The following is a 21,535-nucleotide window of genomic DNA, read 5'->3' as shown; positions in this document are numbered from 1 at the left end:
TCCCTATTCGCCTAGCCGGCCAACCGGCGGCGGACTTCTTCGATTCGTCCCACAATGGTGGTGTCGATGATCTCGTCGCCGATGCGGACCGAGAACCCACCGAGCACTCGCTTGTCCACCTCGACGTTCAGGTGCACGTCACGGCCGTAGGAGGTGCGCAGCCACGCCGCCAGGCGCTCCTTCTGCGCCTCGGTCAGCTCGACCGCGCTGCGGACCACCGCCACCAGGCGCTGGCGCTGCTGGGCCACGAGCTGGCCGACCTCATCCAGACCTGTTTCCAGGCTACGCCCACGCGGGTGCACCACCAGCTGCGCGATCAGGCGCAGGCTGGTCGGGCCGACCTTGCCCTCGAGCAGGTCGCGCAGCAGGTCGCGCTTGCCCGCCTCGGGCGCGGCCGCGTCGGCGAGCGCACGACGCAGCTCGGGGTTGGCGGCGACGATGCGGCCGAAGCGGAAGAGCTCGTCCTCCACCTCGTCGAGCCTGGACTGGCTCTCCGCCTCCGCCGCCGCGGCGACGACGCCGAGCCGTTCGAGCACGTCGGCCAGGTCACCGGCACGCGACCACTTCGCCGAGACCGCGGCCTCGGCGGTGGCCAGGGCCGACTCGCTGACCTTGCCCTGCAGCAGCGAGCGCACGGCGCCCGCCTTCTGCTCGGTCGCCCTGGCCGGGTCGGACAGGGCGCGGCGCAGGCCGTGCTCACGGTCGAGCAGATCCGCGACCGCGAACAACTCGTCGGAGAGCTCACCGAGGTCGGCGCTACCGGCGACCGCGTTGAACCGCTCTTCGACTTCGGCCAGCGAGGCCCTGCTCAGACCGCGCATCAGCGCACCGCCTGCGCGTTCGAGCTCTCCAGCTCGTCGAGGAACCTGTCGACGATGCGGGTCTGGCGGACTTCGTCCTCGAGGGATTCGCCGACGATGCGACCGGCCAGCTCGGTCGACAGGCGACCGATCTCCGTGCGGAGCTGGGCGAACGCCGCCTGGCGGTCCGCCTCGATCTGGGCGTGCGCGGCCTCGACGAGACGGCGGGCCTCGGCCTGCGCCTCCTCGCGAAGCTCGGCCTTGATCTGCGCGGCCTGCTCGCGAGCTTCCTCGCGCAGCCGGGCCGCGTCGCGACGGGCCTCTTCGAGCTGCTCGGCGTACTGCTTCTGCAGAACCTGAGCCTCCGCCTGCGCTTCCTCCGCCCTCTTGATGCCGCCCTCGATGGCGTCGGTCCGCTCGGCCAGCGTCTTCTGGATACGCGGGACGAGCATTCTGCCGACGACGAAGAAGACGACGAGGAAGGAGAAGATACCGACGACGAGCTCGTACATGTGCGGCAGGAGGGGGTTGAACTCACCCTCCTCCGCCGCGAGGAGCGTAGCTGCCAACTTCATGGGTGCAGCCTTTCGTCAGGGATTCTTCTGGCCTTTAGAGGTTCGCGAAGAGGAACGGCGCGACCAGACCGATCAGGGCGAGGGCCTCGGTGAGGACGAAGCCGAGGAGCATGTTCTGGCGGATCAGGCCGTAGGCCTCGGGCTGGCGCGCGATGGCCTGCACGCCCTGACCGAAGATGATGCCGACGCCGATGCCGGGGCCGATGGCGGCGAGACCGTAACCGATGGCGGTGACGTTGCCGGAGACCTCAGCGAGAACGCTCATTGCTGTTATTCCTTTACTGGACGGCCGGTGACGTGGAGTCTCACCGGTCATGGATATTCCGGTATGTGGTTCTCAGTGCTCTGCGTGCAAGGAGCCACCGATGTACATCGATGCCAGCATCGCGAAGAGGAATGCCTGCAGGAACTGGATGAAGATCTCGAACCCGGTGAAGACGATCGTCATGACCACACCGACGACGCCGACGCCGGCGCCCAGCGGGGTGAGCTTCTCGAACAGGAACCAGAACCCGACCATGCTGAAGAAGGCGAGCAGCATGTGCCCCGCGAACATGTTCGCGAACAGTCGGACCGCGTGCGTGAACGGCGCGATGATCATGTTCGAGAGGAACTCGATCGGCGACAGCAGCACGTAGATGGGCTTCGGCAGCCCCGGCGGGAACATCATGTTCTTGAAGTAGCCGCCCGCGCCCTGGTGCTTGATACCGAGGTAGATCTTGAGCAGGTAGATCGAGATCGCGAGCACCGCCGGGAAGGCGATGTGCGAGGCCACGGGGAACTGGACGAACGGGACGACGCCGGCCAGGTTCCAGACGAGGACCAGGAAGAACAGGGTCACCAGCAGGCCCATGAACCGGTCAGCGTCCTTGCCCAGGAACGGGCGGGCGACCTGGTCACGGACGAACATGTAGCCGTATTCGACGACGTTCTGCATGCCTCGGGGCACCAGCTTGGGCTTGGAGAACGCCGCCCAGGTCAGGCCGATCACGAGGATCGCGCTGAGTGCCGCCAGCAGAACCGGCTTGGTGAACCATTCGACCCCCGCGATAATCGGGGGCAGGTCGAAGAGTTCGTTTGGCGTCGGCGCCTGGAACTCTCCGCCAGGGGCTGGGGCCGTCAGCGTAATCACGCGGCGTTCCCTTCAACGTCGTAGTAGATCACAAGGGTTTCCTCGGCGAAGTTTTCGCTACGTCGGGCTAGCGAGAGAACTTCCGGTAGGCCAGATATCCGGCAAGCACCAGCCCCAGGACGGTGCCTATGGGAAAGAACGCGGACATGTCGAGCCAGCGGTCCAGCAACCACCCGGCGCCCCCGTAGATCGCCATCCCAGCGAGCAGATAGCTGGGGATCGACCACATGGCGTCGGCGAAGTCGCGACCGTCTTCTTCCGGTCGGCGTTCCTGTGCGCTCATCGCGGCCCCGACGATAGCAGGCGAGTAGAGGACTAGTCATATCGGACCCCGTCCGAGGACCAGCCTCATGAGTCGCCCTTTCCGGGGACCCTGGCCTCGGGGTCGACGTAAAGCATCTTGGTCTTGATGAAGGCGCGCACTTCAAAGCCCGTCCACACCAGCGTGCAGACCACGACCGTCCAGGCGAAGGCCTTGGGATTCCAGGCCGTGGTATCGCCGAAAACGCTCAGCACGATCATGATGGCGACGACCTTGACGAGATAGCTGAGCATCGCGGCGATCGCCATCATCTGCGGTGAGACGCGTGCGGCATAGGACACCGCTACCACGCTGATACTGAAGAAAACCCCGACCAGCAAGGTGCCGATGCCCGCGCCCAATGCTCCCTTGCCACCTGCCATCAGAAGCGCCACGATCACGGCGGCCACTCCAACCGCGAAGGTCGGAATCGCGGCGCTCTTGAGTACGCGCACGTCGTTGGCCTGCATCGGTGCTCCATCAGCGTGTTATCAAGCGAGCGTTTGCTACCTCCAGAACCGGTACGTCTGGAGTCCCTGCTCGTGAAAGATATCACAAGCTCACGGAAGACCGCTTTTACCTGCCCTTTCTAGTTCCCGATCAAGAACGGCTCGGAAAGACAGGTATGACCGGATTGCCCTCGGCCGTGGCGCGCTCGTGCGAAGGCCCGTCCGCCGCCGGCGGCATCTGCCGCCTGACCTGGGTGTCCGGCAGGATCGGCGGCATCGGGCCGGTCGGGGGGCCGTCGTCGTTGTCGGGCTGCTTGCCCCGGGGCGCGGAGTGCGCACCACCCCGGCCGCGCCAGCGCGGGGCGGCCATCAGGACGAGCACGCCCACCGCCAGCACGATGACGACGGGGAACATCAGCACCGGCACACCCTGCCGGGACATCAGCACCATGCCGAAGGCGAACAGGAACGCCCACGCGTACATGATCAGCACCGAGCGCCGGTGCGAGTGGCCGATGTCCAGCAGCCGGTGGTGCAGGTGACCGCGGTCGGGCGCGAACGGCGACATGCCCTGGGAGGTACGCCGCACCACGGCGGTGATCAGGTCGATCAACGGCAGGACCAGCACCGCGGCGGGCAGCATCAGCGGGAGCAGCACGGGGACCTTGTTCATGTCCTCGATGGCCGCCGGGTCGAGCGGGGTCACGGTCACGATCGAGGAGGCGAGCACCAGCCCGATCAGCATCGCGCCCGTGTCACCCATGAAGATCTTCGCCGGATGGAAGTTGTGCGGCAGGAACCCCAGGCACGTGCCGATGAGGACGGCGGCGATGGCGGCGGTCGTGGTGATGTTGCCGACGCTCATGCTCTGGGCCAGGAAGATGGAGTAGGCCCAGGTGGCCATGGCGGCGATGCCCACGATGCCGGCCGCGAGACCGTCGAGCCCGTCGACGAAGTTGACCGCGTTGATGGTCACCACCACGATCAGGATGGTGATGATCGTGCTGAGCGTGTAGTCGAGGCTGGTGGAGCCGCCCCAGTCTTTCGGCAGCGGGATGTAGAGCAACCGGAGGTCGAAGAAGACCAGCACACCCGCCGCCGCGATCTGCCCGCCGAGCTTGATGAAGGCGTCCATGCCCCACCAGTCGTCGAGGAACCCGGTCAGCGTGATGAGCCCGCCCGCGACGATCAACGCGGTGACCGCGTTGGCGTCGGAGGCGGCCAGCGCCTCGCCGGTGTGGGTGAGCTGGCCGGCGGTCAGCAGGCCCACGACCAGGCCGCCGTACATCGCCAGGCCGCCGAGCCTGGGCGTCGGCGTGGTGTGCACGTCGCGCTCGCGAACCTCGGGCATGGCGCCGATGCGGATGGCGAAGCGACGCACCAGCGGGACCAGCAAATAGGTCACCGCCGCTGAGATGAGCGCCATGAACAGGTATTCGCGCACGGACCTAGTTTCCCGGATGCTCCGGCCAGCTGTGACCGGAAAACGACACAGACCAGCTTAATATTCGCTGAGATATGGCTGATGGATGGCAAGAAGCGCCGAGACTCTTTCCCGAACCTCCCCTGCGCTGGCCGGATGCCGCACCGCCCGGGTCACGAGCGTGCCCACCTCCTTGAGTTCCTGGGGCCCCATCCCCTGGGTGGTCACGCACGGCGTCCCGACCCGGATCCCGGACGTGATCGCGGCGGGCTCGGGATCGTATGGGATGACGTTGCGGTTGAGCGTGATCCCGGCCGCCGCGCACCTGCGCTCCGCCTCCGCCCCTGACACGCCCACTCCGCGCAGGTCGACCAGCGCCAGGTGGGTGTCGGTCCCGCCGGACACCGCCCGCATCCCCTCCACCGCCAGCGCCTCCGCCAGCGCCCGCGCGTTCACGATCACCCGCCTGGCGTAGTCGGCGAACTCCGGCCGCATCGCCTCCGCGAACGCCACCGCCTTCGCCGCCACCACGTGCATCAGCGGCCCGCCCTGGACGAACGGGAACACCGCCCGGTCGATCCTCCTGGCCAGCTCGCCGGTGCACAGGATCGCGCCGCCGCGCGGGCCGCGCAGCGCCTTGTGGGTGGTGAACGTCACGACGTCCGCGTACGGCACCGCCGACGGGATCGCGCCGCCCGCCATCAGCCCGATCGGGTGCGCCGCGTCAGCCAGCAGCCACGCACCCACCTCGTCCGCGATGCCGCGGAAAATGGCGTAGTCGATCAGCCTCGGGTACGCCGTGGCGCCGCACACGATGAGCTTCGGCTGGTGCCGCAGTGCCAGGTCGCGCACCTCGTCGTAGTCGATGAGCTCGGTGTCGCGACGCACGCCGTACGAGACGACGTCGAACCACCTTCCCGAGAAGTTCACCTTGGAGCCGTGGGTCAGGTGACCGCCGTGCGGGAGCGCCATGGCGAGCATGGTGTCGCCGGGCTGGAGGAGGGCGGCGTACGCGGCCAGGTTCGCCGAGGCGCCGGAGTGGGGCTGGACGTTCGCGTGCTCGGCGCCGAACAGCTCGCGCGCCCGCTCGATCGCCAGCCGCTCGGCCCGGTCCACGACCTCGCAGCCCCCGTAGTAGCGCCTGCCCGGGTAGCCCTCGGCGTACTTGTTGGTCAGCGTGGAGCCCTGGGCCGCCATGACGGCCGGCGAGGTGAAGTTCTCGCTCGCGATCAGCTGGATCCCGCCGCGCACCCGGTCGAGCTCGTCGATCAGGACCTGCGCGATCTCGGGATCCCGCCGCTGTAGCAGCCCGAAGTCCGGTCCGTAGTAGGGTTCCGCACCCATTTCCCCACTGTACGACCCACTGTCCGTTTCTCCCATACACCGGAAGTTCCCCGAAATTTCATCTCATCCTGGGAAGGCGTGCGGCGCGTTGGCCGTCGCCTGCACCCACCGGGGCGTGTCGGCCGCCTCGTCGCTGATCGCGGTGAGCACGGAGTGGCGGTAGAGAGCCAGCCTGGTGCGCCATTCGCGGATGTCCTCCACGTAGCGCTCCCCCACAGGGGCGTCCCACGTCTGAGGGCTCTTGGCCAGGCCGTACGCCTTGTCGAGGACCGTTCTGAGGGTGTCCAGCTGGAGCATGACGGTCTTCCAGGCGACCACCAGGCGCTCGTAGTCGGGGTTGAACTCCCAGGCACGCTGCGGGGTCTCCAGGGCTCCTGGGGTGCTGTGAGGCGGTTCCTCGTTACGCCCCTTGGGGCGGGGGGCCGGCGGGTCGACGTACATCACGAGCTCCTTTCCGGCCGGCCGGGATCGACCGAACCCGGCGGACCGTCCGGCCCGACGTCCTCCGGCGCCCAGGCGCCCTTGCCGTACTCGCCGGGCGGGATCTGGACGGAGGGCATGTCCTGGGGCTGGATGTCGCGGTGGTGCTCGATCACGGTCCCGAGCGCCTCCAGGCCGGGCGGGTCCGCCTCGGCGGAGACCACGTCGCTCCCGTCGTTCGCCCACCCGTCCGGGCCGGCCGTCGCCTGGTGACCGGGCTCCACGTCGTACGCGATCAGCAACCCGGGCACCGCCCCGGCACCCTGGCTACCATCCCCGGCACCCTGGCTCCCAGCCCCGGCACCCTGGCCACCAGGACCCATCCCATAGCCGTCATCCGCCCTGGACCCGCCGCCACCCTGAGCTCCGGGGGCGGCCTCGGCTCCCGTCGCCGGGCCTGGCGCGTCGGCGGCGGTGCCGTTGGGCGTCTCTGCGGAAGGGTTGGTCGGCGGGATCGTGACCGGCTTCCCCTGCTCACCCGTCCCCTGCTCACCCGTTCCCCGGTCACCCGTGTCGCGGTCGCCCGTTCCCCGGTCACCGGCGCCTTGGTCACCGGTCCCGGTCCCCCGATCCCCAGTTCCCTGATCACCGGTCCCCCGGTCCCCAGTTCCCCGGTCGCCCGTCCCCTGCTCGCCGGTTCCCCGGTCACCAGTTCCCCGGTCGCCCGTTCCCCGGTCGCCCGTTCCCTGGTCACCGGTTCCCCGGTCGCCCGTGTCGCGGTCGGCGCCGCCCTGGCCGTCGCCGGCGTCCTGGCCTGGCCGGTCGCCCGAGGGCTGGTCCGGCGTCGTGTCCTTGCCGCCCGGTGCGGGGTCGCGTGGAGTGGTGTCGCCCGGCGTCGTGTCCTTGTCCGAGCCGCAAGCCGCATCGGCGCCCGTGTCATCCGTGGGCGTCGTGGTTGTGGCGGCGCCGGAGACCTCCGCCGTGGAGCCCGCGCCCAGACCACCATCCGAGACACCGTCCGAGACACCGTCCGAGACACCGCCTGAGGTGGCGTCCGTCGGCGGGAGCGTCACCGACTCGCTCCCGCCCGTGCTCGGCCTGCCCGCGTCGATCGAGCCGGCCGGGCCGTCCGGCCGGATGTCGCGCTCGGCCCACTCGCCCTTGCCGTACTCGCCCTTCGGAACCTCCACACCCGGCATGTCCTGGGGCGCGATCTCCCGGTGGTCCTCGATCACCGTCTTCAGCGCGTCCAGGTCAGGGGGATTCGCCTCCGAAGAGACGACGTCGCTGCCGTCGTTGGCCCAGGCGTTGACGCCCGTGGCGTTGCCGCCGTCGGCGGGAAGCTTCGGCATCTCGGCCGGCTGCACGTCGTCGCTGTTCTCGAGCATGTCCTCCAGCGCCGCGGCCGTGGGCGGGTCGAGCGGCACCTGCAGGACCTTGACGCCATCGACCACCACGACCTGGGGCTTGGTGGCGTCCTGCCCGTCCTTGATTGGTGTGTCCGCCGCACCGCCGTCCGCCTCGGTGCCTCGATCGCGCCTGCTGTCCAGGTCGTCGTCCTTGGGCTGGTCAACCGGCTGCTCCCCGGCCCCGCCATCGACCCCGGTCCCAGTGCCGGTGTCCGTCCCCGTATCAGAACCGGTCCCGCCGTCCCGCCCGGTCCCGGTGTCCCTCCCCGTCCCGGTCCCGGTGTCCGTCCCCGTCCCGGTCCCGGTGTCCTTGCCGGTCCCGGTGTCTCTGCCGGTCCCCGTGTCGTCGCCGTCGTCGCAGGTCTTCCCGTCGGAATCGATCTTCCCGTCCGAGCCGGTGGTCCCATCGGACCCCGTCCGACCGTCGGATCCCGTCCGACCGTCGGATCCCGTCCGACCGTCGGATCCCGTCTTGCCGTCGGATCCCGTCTTGCTGTCGGAACCGGTCTTGCCGTCCGACCCCGTTTCCCCGTCGGTGCCGGTCTTCGTCCCGTCGCCGCCGGTCCCGCCCCCGTCATCTCGGGGGGTCTCCTCGCCGGCCCGCGGATTGTCGTACCGGTCGTGATCGCCGCGCACTTCCTTGGACTCGTCCCCGGCCCCGCCGCCACCCGCTCTGGGCGGGTCGACGCGTTTCTCCAGCACCCCGAGCCGGACGTTGACGTCCCTGACCATGTCGTCCACGGCGTCGGCGATCTGGACGGGCCGGTGGGTGGCCTGGGTGGGCAGCCCGGCCTGGTGCATGGCGGCCCTGACCCGGTCCTCGACCGCGCGCATCTGCGTGGCCGCGTGTTTCACCTCGGTCAGCAGGTCACGGACCAGCTTGGGATCCATGCCGTCGTACTTGCCCATGGGCCACTCCCGGACGTATCGCCGCTCCGGGCCTCACCGTAATCTTGGCCCGAGCGGGATCGCAGCCGGAATAAGCAGCCGGTATACGTCAGTCGTCGGTGGCGACGTAGCCGATGATGCCGCGCAGCTTCTCCACCGGGATGGCCCCGCGCCGCAGCATCCGGGGCACGGCCGTGGTCAGGTCGAGGATGGTGGAGGGCGTGTTGTCGGTGGTCTTGCCGCCGTCGAGGTAGACCGCGATCGACTCGCCGAGCTGCTCCTCGGCGTCCTGCGCCGTGGTCGCGGCGGGCGCGCCCGAGCGGTTGGCGCTGGAGACGGCCATCGGCCCGGTCTCCTTGAGCAGGTCGAGCGCGACGGGGTGGAGCGGCATGCGTACGGCCACCGTGCCCTTGGTGTCCCCCAGGTCCCAGGAAAGGGCCCTGTTGGCCTTGCAGACGAGCGTGAGCGGCCCGGGCCAGAAGGCGTCTATCAGGTCCTGCCCGTAGGGCCCCAGGTCGTCCACGAGCGCTGTGGCGGCTCTGACGGTGCCCACCAGGACGGGCGGCGGCATGTCGCGGCCCCGGCCCTTGGCGTCGAGCAGCCCGGTGACGGCGGCCGGCATGAAGGCGTCGGCGCCGATGCCGTAGACGGTGTCGGTCGGCAGGACGACGAGCTCCCCGCGGCGTACGGCGGCCGCGGCCTCCGTCAGGCCCTCGGCCCGCTGTGCGGCGTCGGAGCAGTCAAAAACTCTTCCCACGATCTCGTTGCCTCACTCCGCTCGGCGGCGAGCGGCGCTGCTGAGGCCTCCTCCTTCCTCCTCGTACGGTCGCCGCGCTCCCACTTTCGTCATCAGGAGAAGGCCGCGCCGCTCGCGTGCATCCTAGTCCTGGCCCAGCCTGGCCGTGACGAAGCGGTCTCTTCTGGTGAGGTCCTGGCGCAGGCGCACGTCGCGCCAGCCGTTGTCCTCGGGAAAGGTCAGGTAGACGGCCCTGCCCTGCTCGTCGGCGTGCTCCACGGCCACCCAGCCGCCGGGCCGCAGCAGGCGGCGGGCCGTGCGCTCCACCGCGCGCACCTCACCAAGCCCGTCGTCGCCCGAGCCGAACAGAGCCCTCGAGGGGTCGTAGTCGCGCACCTCGGGGTCGCGCGGGATCGCGCCGGGCGGGATGTAGGGCGGGTTGGAGATGACCAGGTCGACCTTGCCGTTGAGCTCGGGCAACGCCTCGGCGAGGTCTTCGGGGTGCAGGTGGGTGCGGCCCTGGCCGAGCTCGGAGATGTTGCGCTTGGCCCAGGTGTACGCCTCCGGATCGACCTCCACGGCGTGCACCTCGGCGAGCGCCACCTCCTGGGCGATCGAGAGCGCGATCGCGCCCGAGCCGGTGCCGAGGTCGACCACGAGCGGGGCGGTGACGTCCATCTCCCGCAGCGTCTCGATGGCCCAGCCGGCCATCACCTCGGTCTCCGGCCGCGGCACGAAAACGCCGGGCCCGACCGCGAGCTCCAGATAGCGAAAGTAGGCGTGGCCGGTGATGTGCTGCAACGGCTCGCGGGCCTCGCGGCGGGCGACGCCCTCCCAGAACAGGGCGTCGAAGTCGGAGTCCTTGACCGTGTGGAGCTCGCTCCTGCGCACGCCGTGGACGAACGCCGCGATCTCCTCCGCGTCCGTGCGCGGTGAAGGAACACCTGCCTCGGCCAGCCGGGCGGTGGCGAGCGCGATCTCGTCCAGCAGAAATGTCATGAGTGTTGTGCGAGCTTCTCCGCCATCTCGGCGTCGATGAGTGCCTGGGTGACGGCGCTGAGCTCACCGTCGAGAACCTGGTCGAGGTTATACGCCTTGAAGCCGACGCGGTGGTCGGAGATGCGGTTTTCCGGGAAGTTGTAGGTGCGTACGCGCTCGGAGCGGTCGACGGTGCGGACCTGCGACTTGCGTTCGGCCTGCGCCGCCGCGTCGGCCTGCTCCTGGGCCACGGCCAGCAGCCGGGCGCGCAGGATGCGCATGGCCGACTCCTTGTTCTGGAGCTGGCTCTTCTCGTTCTGGCACGAGACGACGACGCCGGTGGGCAGGTGGGTGATGCGGACCGCGGAGTCGGTGGTGTTGACGCTCTGGCCGCCGGGGCCGCTGGAGCGGTAGACGTCGATGCGCAGGTCGTTGGGGTCGATCTGGACCTCGACCTCCTCCGCCTCCGGGTAGACGAGCACGCCCGCGGCGCTGGTGTGGATGCGGCCCTGCGACTCGGTGACGGGCACCCGCTGCACGCGGTGCACGCCGCCCTCGTATTTGAGCCTGGACCACACGCCCTCGTCGCCCTTGGCCCTGATGCCGACCGTGACGTCCTTGTATCCGCCCAGGTCGGAGGGCTGGCTGTCGATGACCTCGGTCTTCCAGCCGAGCCGCTCGGCGTAGCGCAGGTACATCCGCAGCAGGTCGCCCGCGAACAGCGCGGACTCCTCACCGCCCTCGCCCGCCTTGATCTCCATGATGATGTCCTTGTCATCGTTGGGATCGCGCGGGATGAGCAGGTGCCTGAGCTTCTCCTCCAGCTGGGGGATGCGCTCCTCGATCTCGACGGCCTCGGCCGCGAACGCCTCGTCCTCGCCGCCCAGCTCCTTGGCGGCCGTCAGGTCCTCGCGGGCCGACTCCAGCTCGCGATAGGTGCCGACGATCGGGGTGAGCTGGGAATAGCGGCGGCCGAGCGTGCGTGCCTTGTTCTGGTCAGCGTGCACGGCGGGATCGGCGAGCTGCAGCTCCAGCTCGGAATACTCCTTGAGCAACTCGTCGAGATTCACCGTGGGTCCTTTTCCAGAAGTATGGCCGTTTCACCAACAACGCCGACCCGGCGCACCGGGGTGCGTCCGGGCCGGCGTGGGTGGAGCTACTTGCCCGTGGCCTTCTTGCCAAAGCGCTTCTCGAAGCGAGCCACCCGGCCGCCCGTGTCGAGGATCTTCTGCTTGCCCGTGTAGAACGGGTGGCAGGCAGAGCACACGTCGGCGTGGATCACGCCGTTCTTGGCGGTGCTACGAGTGGTGAACGTGTTACCGCAGGAGCAGGACACCTGCGTCACGTTGTAGTCAGGGTGGATGTCGCGCTTCATCGCTGTCCTTTCGGGGTGCGGCCGCCGGGTCGCCTTCACGCATGGCGTGAACCGGAACCGCAAAATGGTCAGCTACCAGTGTGCCAGATCGTCCAACCATCCCTGGCCATCGGGCATTCCCGCAGATCTTCGTGACGCCGCGACTCCTGCCACATTAGGCTCCGATCACACCAGCCGTCACTTTTCCGATAAGGATGACCCGATTCACATGAAGAGAAGCGCGCGGTTGCTCCTGGCGGCCGCCACGGGGGCCGCCGTTCTCCTCGGCGGCACCGGTACGGCCGCCCACGCCGCCCGGTACACCCACGTCATGGCCGACGACTTCACCGGCAGCGGCTCCGCCAACGCCTTCGTCCCCCTGCAGAGCGACGTCGAGGGCACCGTCACGCTCACGCTCAGGAACCCGTCGAACGTCTCGAGCGTCACCGCCACCATCGAGCCGCCCGGCCAGGCGGCCAAGACGGTGACGTTCAACTTCAGGACGGGCGACACGTCCGCCGAGCAGACCATCACCGGCCGGTGGCCGATCACCAAGGACGACCCGGCCGGCGACTGGAAGATGAACGTCGTCGTCACCCGCGACACCGGCGCGAGCACCACCCCGTTCGTGGTCAAGGTCTCCGGCAAGCAGGGCATCTCCGGCGCGAACGTCACCCCTGACCCCGTCAAGCTCGTCAAGGGCAAGGACGTCAAGGTCTCGGTCGAGGCGTCGGTGAAGGACGCCACCACGGTGTCGGCCAAGCTCGTCAGCGACACCAGCCGCGAGTACTACGACCTCGGCGACCTGGCCAAGGAGTCCGACGGCTACTACCGCGGCGTCACGTACTTCGCCGACGACACCCCCGCCGGCGACTGGACGCTCGAGGTCTACGCCCACAAGGGCGGGCAGACGCTCAAGGCGGAGGCGGCGTTCACCGTCGAGGCGGCGGCTGGCGGGTCGACGAAGAAGGCCAAGAGCCGGGTGACGATCGCCGCGGTGAACAAGGTGCGCAAGGGCAAGACGTTCAAGGTGTACGGCAAGGTCTACCGGGGCTCGAAGGCGTACGCGGGCAAGAAGGTCGAGGTCTACTTCAAGGCCAAGGGCACCAAGTCGTACCAGTTCATGGGCTTCGCCAAGGCCACCTCGACCGGCAAGTACACGAAGTCGTTCAAGGCCAGGAAGGACGGCTACTTCCAGGTCAAGGTGCCGGGCACGAGCAAGACGCGCAGCGCGCTGTCGCCGCAGGAGTTCGTGGACGTGCGGTAGGGCGGCTCATCGGCCCAGGTAGGTCAGCACGGCGAGCACCCGCCGATGGTCCTCGGGCGCCGGCCCGAGGGCCAGCTTGGCGAAGATGCCGGAGATGTGCTTCTCCACCGCGCCCTCCGTGACGACCAGCCGGGCGGCGATGGCGGTGTTGGAGCGGCCCTCGGCCATGAGCGCGAGGACCTCGCGCTCGCGGGGGGACAACGAGTCCAGCGGCGCGCCGCGACGCTGGCGGCTGAGTAACTGCACGACGACCTCGGGGTCGATGACCGTGCCCCCGGCCGCCACCTGCCGCACCGTCTCCAGGAACTCGGCCACGTCGGCCACCCGCTCCTTCAGCAGGTAACCGACGGCCCTGCCGATGAGGTCACCGGCGTACTGCTCCTCGACGTACTGCGACAGCACCAGGATCGGGAAGTCCGGCCGGGCCGAACGTACCTGCAGCGCCGCCCTCAGCCCCTCGTCGGTGTGGGTCGGCGGCATGCGCACGTCGACGATCGCCAGGTCGGGCTCGTGCTCCGCCACCGCCGCCACCAGCCCGGGCCCGTCCGCGACGCTCGCGACCGTCTCGATCCCGCCGTCGGCGAGCAGCCGCGCGAGCCCTTCACGCAGCAGTACGGAGTCCTCGGCGATGACGACACGCATGGCCACATCACTACAGTGGGCAGCGTCCAGCTGTCCACTGCAGGCAGCGCGCAGCCGCTTCCGGTCGTCCACTCAGACGTCGGTCACCACTCGCAGGGCAGTTCGGCGCGTACGAGGGTGGAGCCGCCCACGGGGCTGTGCAGGACGAGCACGCCGTCGATGGTCGCCGCCCGGTCGGCCAGCCCGGACAGGCCGCCGCCGGGGGTGACGACAGCGCCGCCGATGCCGTTGTCCCACACGTCCACCACCACGCCGCGATGGTCCCTCATCACCGTGACCGACGCCTCGGTGGCGCCGGAGTGCTTGGCCATGTTGGCCAGCGTCTCGGCCACGATGAAGTACGCGATGCTCTCCACCGCCGGCGGCGGCCGCTCCTCCAGCTCGACGGACACGTCCACCCGGATCGGCGCCCGCGCGGCCAGTCCCGACAGGGCGGCGTCGAGCCCGCGGTCGGTGAGGATGGCCGGATGGATGCCCCTGGCCAGGTTGCGCAGCTCGGCGATGGCCGCCTTCGTGCCCGCGTGGGCCTGGGCGATCAGCATCCTGACCACCTCGGGCTCGGTGTCGAACTTCGCCTGCGCCCGCCCGAGGTCCACCGCCACCGACAGCAGCCGCTGCTGGGCTCCGTCGTGCAGGTCGCGCTCGATCCTGCGCCGCTCGGCCTCGGCGGCGTCGATCCCCCTGGCCCTGCTGGCCCGCAGCCGCTCCTCCTCGCTGCCGCCGAGCAGCACCGTCGCCAGCGTGCCGTGCAACCAGGCCATGCCCCGCGCGAGGTACGCCGTCAGCACGAGCGCCAGGGCCCCGAAGACGGCCGCCACGCAGGAGCCCACCCAGTCGCCGATCATCAGCTCGCTGTGGACGCCCCCGAGCTCGTACATGGTCATCAGCAGGGGCTGGATGAGCAGCGCGATCGACATGAACCACGCCACGAACGACAGGACCACCTCGACCGCGCCGAGCGGGAGCAGCATCAGCAGGTAACCCAGGTCCTGCCAGGTGGCCGGGTCGGACAGGAGCCAGCGCAGGTGCGCGCCGAGCCCGCGTTCCGGCCTGGGACGGTACGGGTCGGCGATCTTCAGCCCGAACGCCGCGTACATCAGCCGCCGCTCCAGCATCGCCCCGCCGCGCCACATCAGCACGGTGGCCATCATGAGCGGCACGCCCACCCAGATCACCGACAGGGTGAGCGAGACCGGCACCGCGACGCCCAGCACGAAGAACCAGCCGAACCCGAGAAACCCGGTGACCAGCAGGTACGGGGCCGCCCGCCAGGTCATCGGATCCACCAGAACACCCAGCGGGCCCTTGGGCCCGAGCGGTACGCGGTCCTTCAACGCCACTGATCGCATGCCCTCAAGACTGCCCGCGCGAGGCGGCGCAGTGAATACGGAAGGCGGCCGTCGCCGGGGTGGGGATAACCCCCGCCCGTACCCACCCGGGAGCCCCAGCCATGCGAAAGGGGCGGCGGGGAGAACCCCGCCGCCCCTTCCTAAGGGAGCCGCTAGTCGCGGTCGTTGCTCACCGTGGTCTTCTGGACCTGCATGAGGAACTCCGCGTTCGACTTGGTCTCCTTCATCTTCTCCAGGAGCAGCTCGAGCGCCTGCTGCATGTCGAGCGCGTGCAGGACGCGCCGCAGCTTCCAGACGATCTGGAGCTCTTCCTTGGCCATGAGGATCTCTTCCTTACGCGTGCCGGACGCGTCGACGTCCACCGCGGGGAAGATCCGCTTGTCGGCCAGGGAGCGGTTGAGCTTGAGCTCCATGTTGCCGGTGCCCTTGAACTCCTCGAAGATGACCTCGTCCATCTTGGACCCGGTCTCGACCAGGGCCGTGGCGAGGATCGTCAGCGAGCCGCCGTTCTCGATGTTGCGGGCGGCGCCGAAGAACCGCTTCGGCGGGTAGAGCGCCGTGGAGTCGACACCACCCGACAGGATGCGGCCGGAGGCCGGGGCCGCCAGGTTGTAGGCGCGGCCGAGGCGGGTGATCGAGTCGAGCAGCACGACGACGTCGTGACCCAGCTCCACGAGGCGCTTCGCCCGCTCGATGGCGAGCTCGGCGACCGTGGTGTGGTCTTCGGCGGGACGGTCGAAGGTCGAGTGGATGACCTCGCCCTTCACCGACCGCTGCATGTCGGTGACCTCTTCCGGCCGCTCGTCCACGAGCACGACCATCAGGTGGCACTCGGGGTTGTTGTGGGTGATCGCGTTGGCGATCGCCTGCAGCACCATCGTCTTACCGGCCTTGGGCGGCGAGACGATGAGGCCACGCTGGCCCTTGCCGATCGGCGACACGAGGTCGATGATCCGCGTGGTGAGGATGTTGTGCTCGGTCTCGAGGCGCAGACGCTCCTGCGGGTAGAGCGGCGTCAGCTTGTTGAAGTCGGGCCGGTTGCGGGCCTGCTCCGGGTCCATGCCGTTGACGGTGTCGAGGCGGACCAGGGCGTTGAACTTCTCGCGCCGCTCGCCGTCGCGCGGCTGCCGGACGGCGCCGGTGATGACGTCGCCCTTGCGCAGGCCGTTGCGGCGGATCTGGGCCAGCGAGACGTAGACGTCGTTGCTGCCCGGCAGGTAACCGCTGGTCCTGACGAACGCGTAGTTGTCGAGGATGTCGAGGATGCCGGCGATCGGGATGAGCACGTCGTCGTCGCCGATGACGGGCTCGCCGCTCTCGAAGCGCTCGCGGCCGCGGCCACGGTTGCGCTCCCTGAAGCGGCCCCTGCGGCTGCGCCCGCCGCGGTCGTCGTCGTCGACGCCGCCCCGCTGGTCACCCCGCTGGTCACCCCGCTGGTCACCACGGCTGCCGAGGTCGGCGGCGCGATCGCGCTGCTCACCGCGGCCACCGTCACGACCGCCGTCGCGGCCACTGTCACGGCCGCCATCACGGCTGCCGTCACGACCGCCGTCGCGGCCGCCGTCACGGCCACTGTCGCGACCGGCGTCACGGCCACTGTCACGGCCGCTGTCGCGCCCGCCGTCACGGCCACTGTCACGGCCGCTGTCGCGCCCGCCGTCACGGCCACTGTCACGGCCGCTGTCGCGCCCGCCGTCACGGCTGCTCTCGGCGCGGCCGCCCTCACCGCGGTCGCCGGAGCGGTCGCCGGTACGGTCACCGCGGTCGCCACGCTCGCGGCGCTCGCCGCGGCTGCGGCGCTCGCGCCGGCTCTCACCGCGGTCGGAGCGGGATTCGCCCTGCCCGGCCTCGACCAGCTGGGCCTGCTGCTCCACGACCGGCTCCGCGGCGGCCACGACCGACTCGGGCGCTGCGGCCACGGGCTCGGCGGGCTGTGCCGCGACGGGCTGCGGGGCGGGCTCCTCGGTGGTCTTGGCGCGGGAACGTTCCCTGCGTACACGGGTGGGCCGCTCGGCTGCGGGGGCCGCCTCCGTCGTGGCCGGGGCGGGCGCCTCCGCCACGGGTGCGGCAGCTGCTGCGCCGTCTCCGGAACCGCCACCCTGCTTCTCCTGGATGGCCGCGATGAGCTGGCTCTTCCGCATGCGCCCGGTCCCGCTGATGCCCAGCTCAGCGGCCATCTTCTGCAGCTCGGGCAGCACCTTGGCGGAGAGGCCGGTGCCGGAGCGACGCGCACGCGGCTTGGCCGCGGCGCGGGTGGGGGTGTCGCCGGACGCCGGCTCAGCGCCTGATGCGTCGGAGAGGAGTTCGGTGGTGTCGCTCAACTAAAAGGTCCTTCCCAGGGGTCGGGCGCCGGTTTTGTTCTTCCGGGCGTCCCGGAGGTGCTTGCGATCCGGCGGGACAGACCGGGTCGGGGTGCACTTTGCGATCTTCGGCTGTCGCTGGAGACGGCCGCCACTCTTGGGGAGGGGTTCGTCACGCCGCCGATGGCCCTTGGCGCGTGGCTGACACCCCCCAGATTGCTGTCGCCAACCAGATGTCGAGATGATTCGAACGCGCAGGTCCCCGTCGTCGCCACCTCGCGTTGAGCCAACCGGGTGTGGGCCAACCGGAGGCAACGGATTCCGGGGAGACAGCCGCGCTGCCCACGCCTCGCGACGTGAAGCATGATGCAGCGATGTATGGCTGACAAGCACGCACCCACCAAGGGGGCATCTGGTGCGGCTATCAGCCTAACATCACCAGCGCACACGGCTATTCCCTGAAGGTCTAAAGAGGCATCAGCGTGTCTCGGGGAACTGAACGTTCGCACCAACCGGGTCGACGTCCATTAGCTGGATGTGCCAGTCATTACCCACTTCTGGCGCGATCAAATCCTGCGTATCCGATGTCGAAAACGCAAGAACCGTGGGACCCGCTCCCGAAACGACCGCGGGCACGCCCACTGCACGGAGACGTTCTACCAGACTCGCGCTCTCCCTCATGGCAGGCGCGCGGTAATGCTGATGGAGCCGATCTTCGGTGGCGGCGAGCAGAAGCCCTCGCTCAGGTCGCTGGGTCAGCGCGGCGATCAGCAACGCGGCCCGGCCGGCGTTGAAGGAGGCGTCCTTGTGGGGCACGTCCTTCGGCAAGAGCCCCCGTGCGGCCTCCGTGGACAGCCGCGTCGATGGGATGACGACGACTGGACGGATGCGCTGGTCGGGAGCCAGTTTCACCATATGTGGCGCACCGGTGTGGTCGGACCACGCCACGGTCAGCCCGCCTGCCAGGCAGGGGGCGACGTTGTCGGGATGGCCTTCCATCTCGGTGGCCAGGGCGAGCACGTCGTCGTCGGCGAGTTCGCTCTCGGCCAAAGCGCGCGCGGCGAGAATGCCCGCGCACACAGCCGCCGCCGACGATCCGAGACCACGCGCGTGCGGGATCCTGTTGCGGCAGCGCAGGCGTATGCCCTCCGGCTGAGGCACTCCGATGCGGTCGAACGCCGCACGCATCGCCTTGACGACGAGATGCCTTTCGCCGAGATCCACCTCCCCCGCGCCCTCGCCCTCCACCGTGACGTGCACGCCGCGCTCCCCGGTGAGCGTGGCCTCGACCTCGTCGTGGAGGCTCAGCGCGAGCCCGAGCGCGTCGAACCCCGGCCCAAGGTTCGCCGACGTCGCGGGCACGCGAATGTCAACGGTCCTCATTCGTTCACTTTTCCCTCGTCACTCCCCGTCAGGCGAGGTTGAGCGCCGCCGCGGCGGCGTGTACGTCGATGGGGATGACCACTGGCGCCGGTGCCCCCGAGATGGCCCAGTCAGGATCCTTCAGCCCATTGCCCGTGACCGTACAGACGATGCGCTGCCCCGCCTCCACCATGCCCTGTGCGTGGGCCTGCAGCAACCCCGCGACGCTCGCGGCCGAGGCGAGCTCCACGAACACGCCCTCTTCCTGCGCCAGCAGTTTGTACGCCGCCGCGATCTGCCGGTCGGTCACCGCCTGGATGGTCCCGCCCGACTCGTCGCGGGCCGCGGTGGCCAGCGACCAGGAGGCCGGGTTGCCGATGCGGATCGCGGTGGCGATCGTGTGCGGATGGGCGACGGGCGCGCCCTCGACGATGGGCGCCGCGCCGCTGGCCTGGAAGCCGAACATGCGCGGCCGCTTCGCCGACACACCGTCGTCGAAGTATTCCTGGTATCCCATCCAGTAGGCCGAGATGTTGCCCGCGTTGCCCACCGGGATGCAGTGGATGTCGGGCGCGTCACCAAGCGTGTCCACGATCTCGAAGGCCGCCGTCTTCTGCCCCTGCAACCTGAACGGGTTGACCGAGTTGACGAGCGCGATCGGATAGTTGGACGACAGCTTGCGGGTCATCTCCAGGCAGTCGTCGAACGACCCCTCGACCTGCAGCAGCGTGGCCCCGTGAACGAGCGCCTGGGCCAGCTTGCCCATGGCGATCTTCCCCCGCGGCACCAGCACGGCGCAGGTCAGCCCCGCGCGGACGGCGTAGGCCGCGGCCGACGCCGAGGTGTTGCCGGTGGAGGCGCAGATGACCGCCTTGGCCCCCTCCTCCACCGCCTTGCTGATGGCCATGGTCATCCCGCGGTCCTTGAAGCTGCCCGTCGGGTTGGCCCCCTCGACCTTCAGGTAGACGTCGCACCCCGTCAGGGCCGAGACGCGATGCGCGGGCACCAGCGGCGTGCCGCCTTCGAGCAGCGTGATGACAGGCGTCTTCGTGGTTACCGGAAGACGCTCGCGGTATTCCTCGATGAGGCCACGCCACGACCTGCTCATGATGACTCCCCTACCTGCGCTGTTGGGCACCGAGTGTACGGGGTGCGGGCGGCCGGCGAGGAGCCGCGTCCACAGGTCGGACTCATCCGTTGGACAGGGTCACTATTCAGGAAATTCTCAGCATCTCCCGATAAGGTCGCGGAAGGGGGGTCACGACCATGAACGCGCGTCCTGCTTTGAGGCAGAACGACTTTTCACCAGTAGCGGCACCGCAGCTCGGCGCCTGGTCACCCGCACTTTCCGTGAGCGTGGTGATACCCGCGCACGGCGGGCAGGACAAGCTCGACCTGACGCTGGCGGCGCTGGCCGCGCAGACGTACCCGGACCATCTCATGGAGGTCCTGGTCGTCGACGACGGGAGCCGGCCGCCGATCAGGCTGCCGGAGATCCGGCCGGTCAACACGCGCCTCGTACCCGTACGGGACGGGTGGGGCATCTCCAACGCCGTCAACACCGGCGCCAAGGCCGCCGACGGCGAGATCATCCAGCGGCTCGACGCCGACATGGTGGCCTGCCGGGAGCACATCGAGGCCCTGGCGCGCTGGCACCACGTGACCGACTACCTGGTCACGATCGGGATGAAGAAGTTCGTCGACGCGCCGCCGGTCACCGCCGAGCAGGTCTACCGGGCCGAACACCTGGGAGAGCTGTTCGACCTGGAAGCGGCCGTGTCGAGCTCGACCGAGGCGACGATCGCCAAGACCGACGGGCTGCGCAAGAGCCGCAATCCGTACCACGTGTGCACCGGCCCGACCTTCGCCCTTCCCCGGGAGGTCTTCCACGCCGTGGGCGGGCTCGACCCGAACGTGGCGCGGGGCGAGGACACCGAGTTCTCCTACCGGCTGGCCATGTACGGGGTCGTGTTCGTCCCCGACCTGGCTGCCCAGGCCGTGCACCTGGGGCTGCCGGCCCAGCACCGTGACCGGGAGCGGGCCGTGCGGGCCGTGGAGCCGTACCTGGCGCACCGGATCCCGCTGCGCCGGGACCTGCGCAAGGACCGGGGGCGGCGGTGGCTGGTGCCGTACGTGGAGGTGGTGCTCGACGTCACGGACACCTCCGAGTCGGTGGTGCGGCAGGCGGTGGCGGCGGCGCTGGACGGCAAGCTGCAGGACGTCGTGGTGACGCTGGTGGGGCCGTGGTCGCTGCTGGACTCCTCGCGCCGTTTCGGTCTGTCGGACCCGTGTTTCGAGCTGCGTCTCATGCGTGACCTGTTCGCGCACGACGAACGCATCCGCCTCATCGACGAGGCCGCGCCGACGCCCGCGCCCACGCCGTTCCGTTACCGGGGGCCGGTGGACGTGCCGCTGCACCGGGCGACGCTGGAGCGGATGATCGAGTCGGTGCAGAAGGATCTCGCGGGCGTCCTGGTCGTGGACCTGCCGGACGGGCGCACGGCCCGCCTCGAACGCACCTCGGCCCTGGGCCGCGCCGCCCTGCTCGCCGACGCGGGCGACGACCTGGACGACGTCATCGACGCCACGCACGGGGTACGACACGAGCCGCCGGACCGCTTCTGGCCCGCGCCCGCGCAACCCGAGCCGGTCACCATCCCGGCTCCCGCCGTGGTGCCGGCGGACGCCTCGGTGGAGACGCCCGAGAAGACGCTGCTCCGACGCCTGAAGTCGGCCCTGCGCCCCAACTGACGGCGCCTTAATTGACGGCGCCTTAATTGAAACGGCCGCGCCGCCTGCCGGGCGG

21 protein-coding genes are annotated in these 21,535 nt (G+C 69.6%); 2 read left to right on the top strand and 19 right to left on the bottom strand.

Going from position 1 to position 21,535, the window contains the following annotated elements:
- Positions 1-11 precede the first annotated feature (11 nt).
- The 14 genes from ACBJ59_RS37425 to rpmE all read right to left on the bottom strand — a co-directional run bounded on the left by ACBJ59_RS37425 (position 12) and on the right by rpmE (position 11,830).
- Positions 12-821: a F0F1 ATP synthase subunit delta gene (locus tag ACBJ59_RS37425; protein WP_364114403.1), complete on the bottom strand. Its 810-nt coding sequence runs from the start codon at positions 819-821 to the stop codon at positions 12-14.
- Complete coding sequence (locus ACBJ59_RS37420) at positions 821-1,375, bottom strand: F0F1 ATP synthase subunit B (protein ID WP_375114911.1); 555 nt, start codon at positions 1,373-1,375, stop codon at positions 821-823. The genes ACBJ59_RS37425 and ACBJ59_RS37420 overlap by 1 nt, the downstream gene beginning before the upstream one ends.
- A 34-nt stretch (positions 1,376-1,409) precedes the next feature.
- Positions 1,410-1,640: an ATP synthase F0 subunit C gene (atpE, locus tag ACBJ59_RS37415; RefSeq protein ID WP_103955992.1), complete on the bottom strand. Its 231-nt coding sequence runs from the start codon at positions 1,638-1,640 to the stop codon at positions 1,410-1,412.
- A gap of 72 nt (positions 1,641-1,712) precedes the next feature.
- On the bottom strand, positions 1,713-2,507 hold the full coding sequence (atpB, locus tag ACBJ59_RS37410; protein WP_375114910.1) for a F0F1 ATP synthase subunit A: 795 nt from the start codon (positions 2,505-2,507) through the stop codon (positions 1,713-1,715).
- Between the two features lie 67 nt (positions 2,508-2,574).
- Positions 2,575-2,790, bottom strand: a complete 216-nt coding sequence (locus tag ACBJ59_RS37405; protein WP_364114397.1) for an AtpZ/AtpI family protein — start codon at positions 2,788-2,790, stop codon at positions 2,575-2,577.
- Positions 2,791-2,855: 65 nt separating this feature from the next.
- Entirely contained in the window at positions 2,856-3,278 is a 423-nt protein-coding gene (locus ACBJ59_RS37400; RefSeq protein ID WP_364114395.1) for a hypothetical protein, read from the bottom strand.
- A 130-nt stretch (positions 3,279-3,408) separates the two neighbouring features.
- Positions 3,409-4,701 (bottom strand): glycosyltransferase family 4 protein, encoded by a 1,293-nt coding sequence (locus ACBJ59_RS37395; RefSeq protein ID WP_375114909.1) that lies wholly within the window; start codon positions 4,699-4,701, stop codon positions 3,409-3,411.
- Positions 4,702-4,758: 57 nt separating this feature from the next.
- Positions 4,759-6,024 (bottom strand): serine hydroxymethyltransferase, encoded by a 1,266-nt coding sequence (gene glyA / locus ACBJ59_RS37390; protein WP_375114908.1) that lies wholly within the window; start codon positions 6,022-6,024, stop codon positions 4,759-4,761.
- Between the two features lie 63 nt (positions 6,025-6,087).
- Positions 6,088-6,465: a hypothetical protein gene (locus ACBJ59_RS37385; RefSeq protein WP_375114907.1), complete on the bottom strand. Its 378-nt coding sequence runs from the start codon at positions 6,463-6,465 to the stop codon at positions 6,088-6,090.
- Positions 6,465-8,762, bottom strand: coding sequence for a hypothetical protein (locus tag ACBJ59_RS37380; RefSeq protein WP_375114906.1), 2,298 nt, complete (start codon positions 8,760-8,762; stop codon positions 6,465-6,467). Before ACBJ59_RS37380 ends, ACBJ59_RS37385 begins: the two co-directional genes overlap by 1 nt.
- Before the next feature lie 88 nt (positions 8,763-8,850).
- Positions 8,851-9,498: an L-threonylcarbamoyladenylate synthase gene (locus ACBJ59_RS37375; RefSeq protein ID WP_364114385.1), complete on the bottom strand. Its 648-nt coding sequence runs from the start codon at positions 9,496-9,498 to the stop codon at positions 8,851-8,853.
- 123 nt (positions 9,499-9,621) lie between these two features.
- Positions 9,622-10,476, bottom strand: a complete 855-nt coding sequence (gene prmC / locus ACBJ59_RS37370; RefSeq protein WP_375114905.1) for a peptide chain release factor N(5)-glutamine methyltransferase — start codon at positions 10,474-10,476, stop codon at positions 9,622-9,624.
- A complete protein-coding gene (gene prfA, locus ACBJ59_RS37365; RefSeq protein ID WP_364114381.1) occupies positions 10,473-11,525 on the bottom strand; it encodes a peptide chain release factor 1 in 1,053 nt (350 codons plus the stop codon). The genes prmC and prfA overlap by 4 nt, the downstream gene beginning before the upstream one ends.
- Before the next feature lie 86 nt (positions 11,526-11,611).
- Complete coding sequence (gene rpmE / locus ACBJ59_RS37360) at positions 11,612-11,830, bottom strand: 50S ribosomal protein L31 (RefSeq protein WP_106248153.1); 219 nt, start codon at positions 11,828-11,830, stop codon at positions 11,612-11,614.
- A 208-nt stretch (positions 11,831-12,038) separates the two neighbouring features.
- On the opposite strand from rpmE, the gene ACBJ59_RS37355 reads away from it, so the two are divergent.
- Positions 12,039-13,076 carry a hypothetical protein gene (locus ACBJ59_RS37355; RefSeq protein WP_375114904.1) on the top strand — a complete coding sequence of 346 codons (1,038 nt, stop codon included), beginning with the start codon at positions 12,039-12,041 and terminating at the stop codon, positions 13,074-13,076.
- Between the two features lie 6 nt (positions 13,077-13,082).
- Here the strand turns inward: ACBJ59_RS37355 and ACBJ59_RS37350 are convergent, their stop codons facing one another.
- The 5 genes from ACBJ59_RS37350 to thrC form a co-directional block, all read right to left on the bottom strand.
- Entirely contained in the window at positions 13,083-13,718 is a 636-nt protein-coding gene (locus ACBJ59_RS37350; protein WP_364114377.1) for a response regulator transcription factor, read from the bottom strand.
- Between the two features lie 83 nt (positions 13,719-13,801).
- Positions 13,802-15,067 carry a sensor histidine kinase gene (locus ACBJ59_RS37345; protein WP_375114903.1) on the bottom strand — a complete coding sequence of 422 codons (1,266 nt, stop codon included), beginning with the start codon at positions 15,065-15,067 and terminating at the stop codon, positions 13,802-13,804.
- Positions 15,068-15,219: 152 nt separating this feature from the next.
- Positions 15,220-17,388, bottom strand: coding sequence for a transcription termination factor Rho (rho, locus tag ACBJ59_RS37340; RefSeq protein ID WP_375114902.1), 2,169 nt, complete (start codon positions 17,386-17,388; stop codon positions 15,220-15,222).
- A 456-nt stretch (positions 17,389-17,844) separates the two neighbouring features.
- Positions 17,845-18,750, bottom strand: coding sequence for a homoserine kinase (gene thrB / locus ACBJ59_RS37335; RefSeq protein WP_375114901.1), 906 nt, complete (start codon positions 18,748-18,750; stop codon positions 17,845-17,847).
- A 28-nt stretch (positions 18,751-18,778) separates the two neighbouring features.
- Entirely contained in the window at positions 18,779-19,837 is a 1,059-nt protein-coding gene (gene thrC, locus ACBJ59_RS37330; RefSeq protein ID WP_375114900.1) for a threonine synthase, read from the bottom strand.
- Between the two features lie 242 nt (positions 19,838-20,079).
- Between thrC and ACBJ59_RS37325 the strand changes: the two genes are divergently transcribed.
- Positions 20,080-21,480 (top strand): glycosyltransferase, encoded by a 1,401-nt coding sequence (locus tag ACBJ59_RS37325; protein WP_375114899.1) that lies wholly within the window; start codon positions 20,080-20,082, stop codon positions 21,478-21,480.
- The last annotated feature ends 55 nt before the right edge of the window (positions 21,481-21,535 follow it).

This window comes from Nonomuraea sp. MTCD27 (assembly GCF_041950495.1).
Classification (GTDB): domain Bacteria; phylum Actinomycetota; class Actinomycetes; order Streptosporangiales; family Streptosporangiaceae; genus Nonomuraea.
This window is presented reverse-complemented; position numbering and strand designations above follow the sequence as displayed.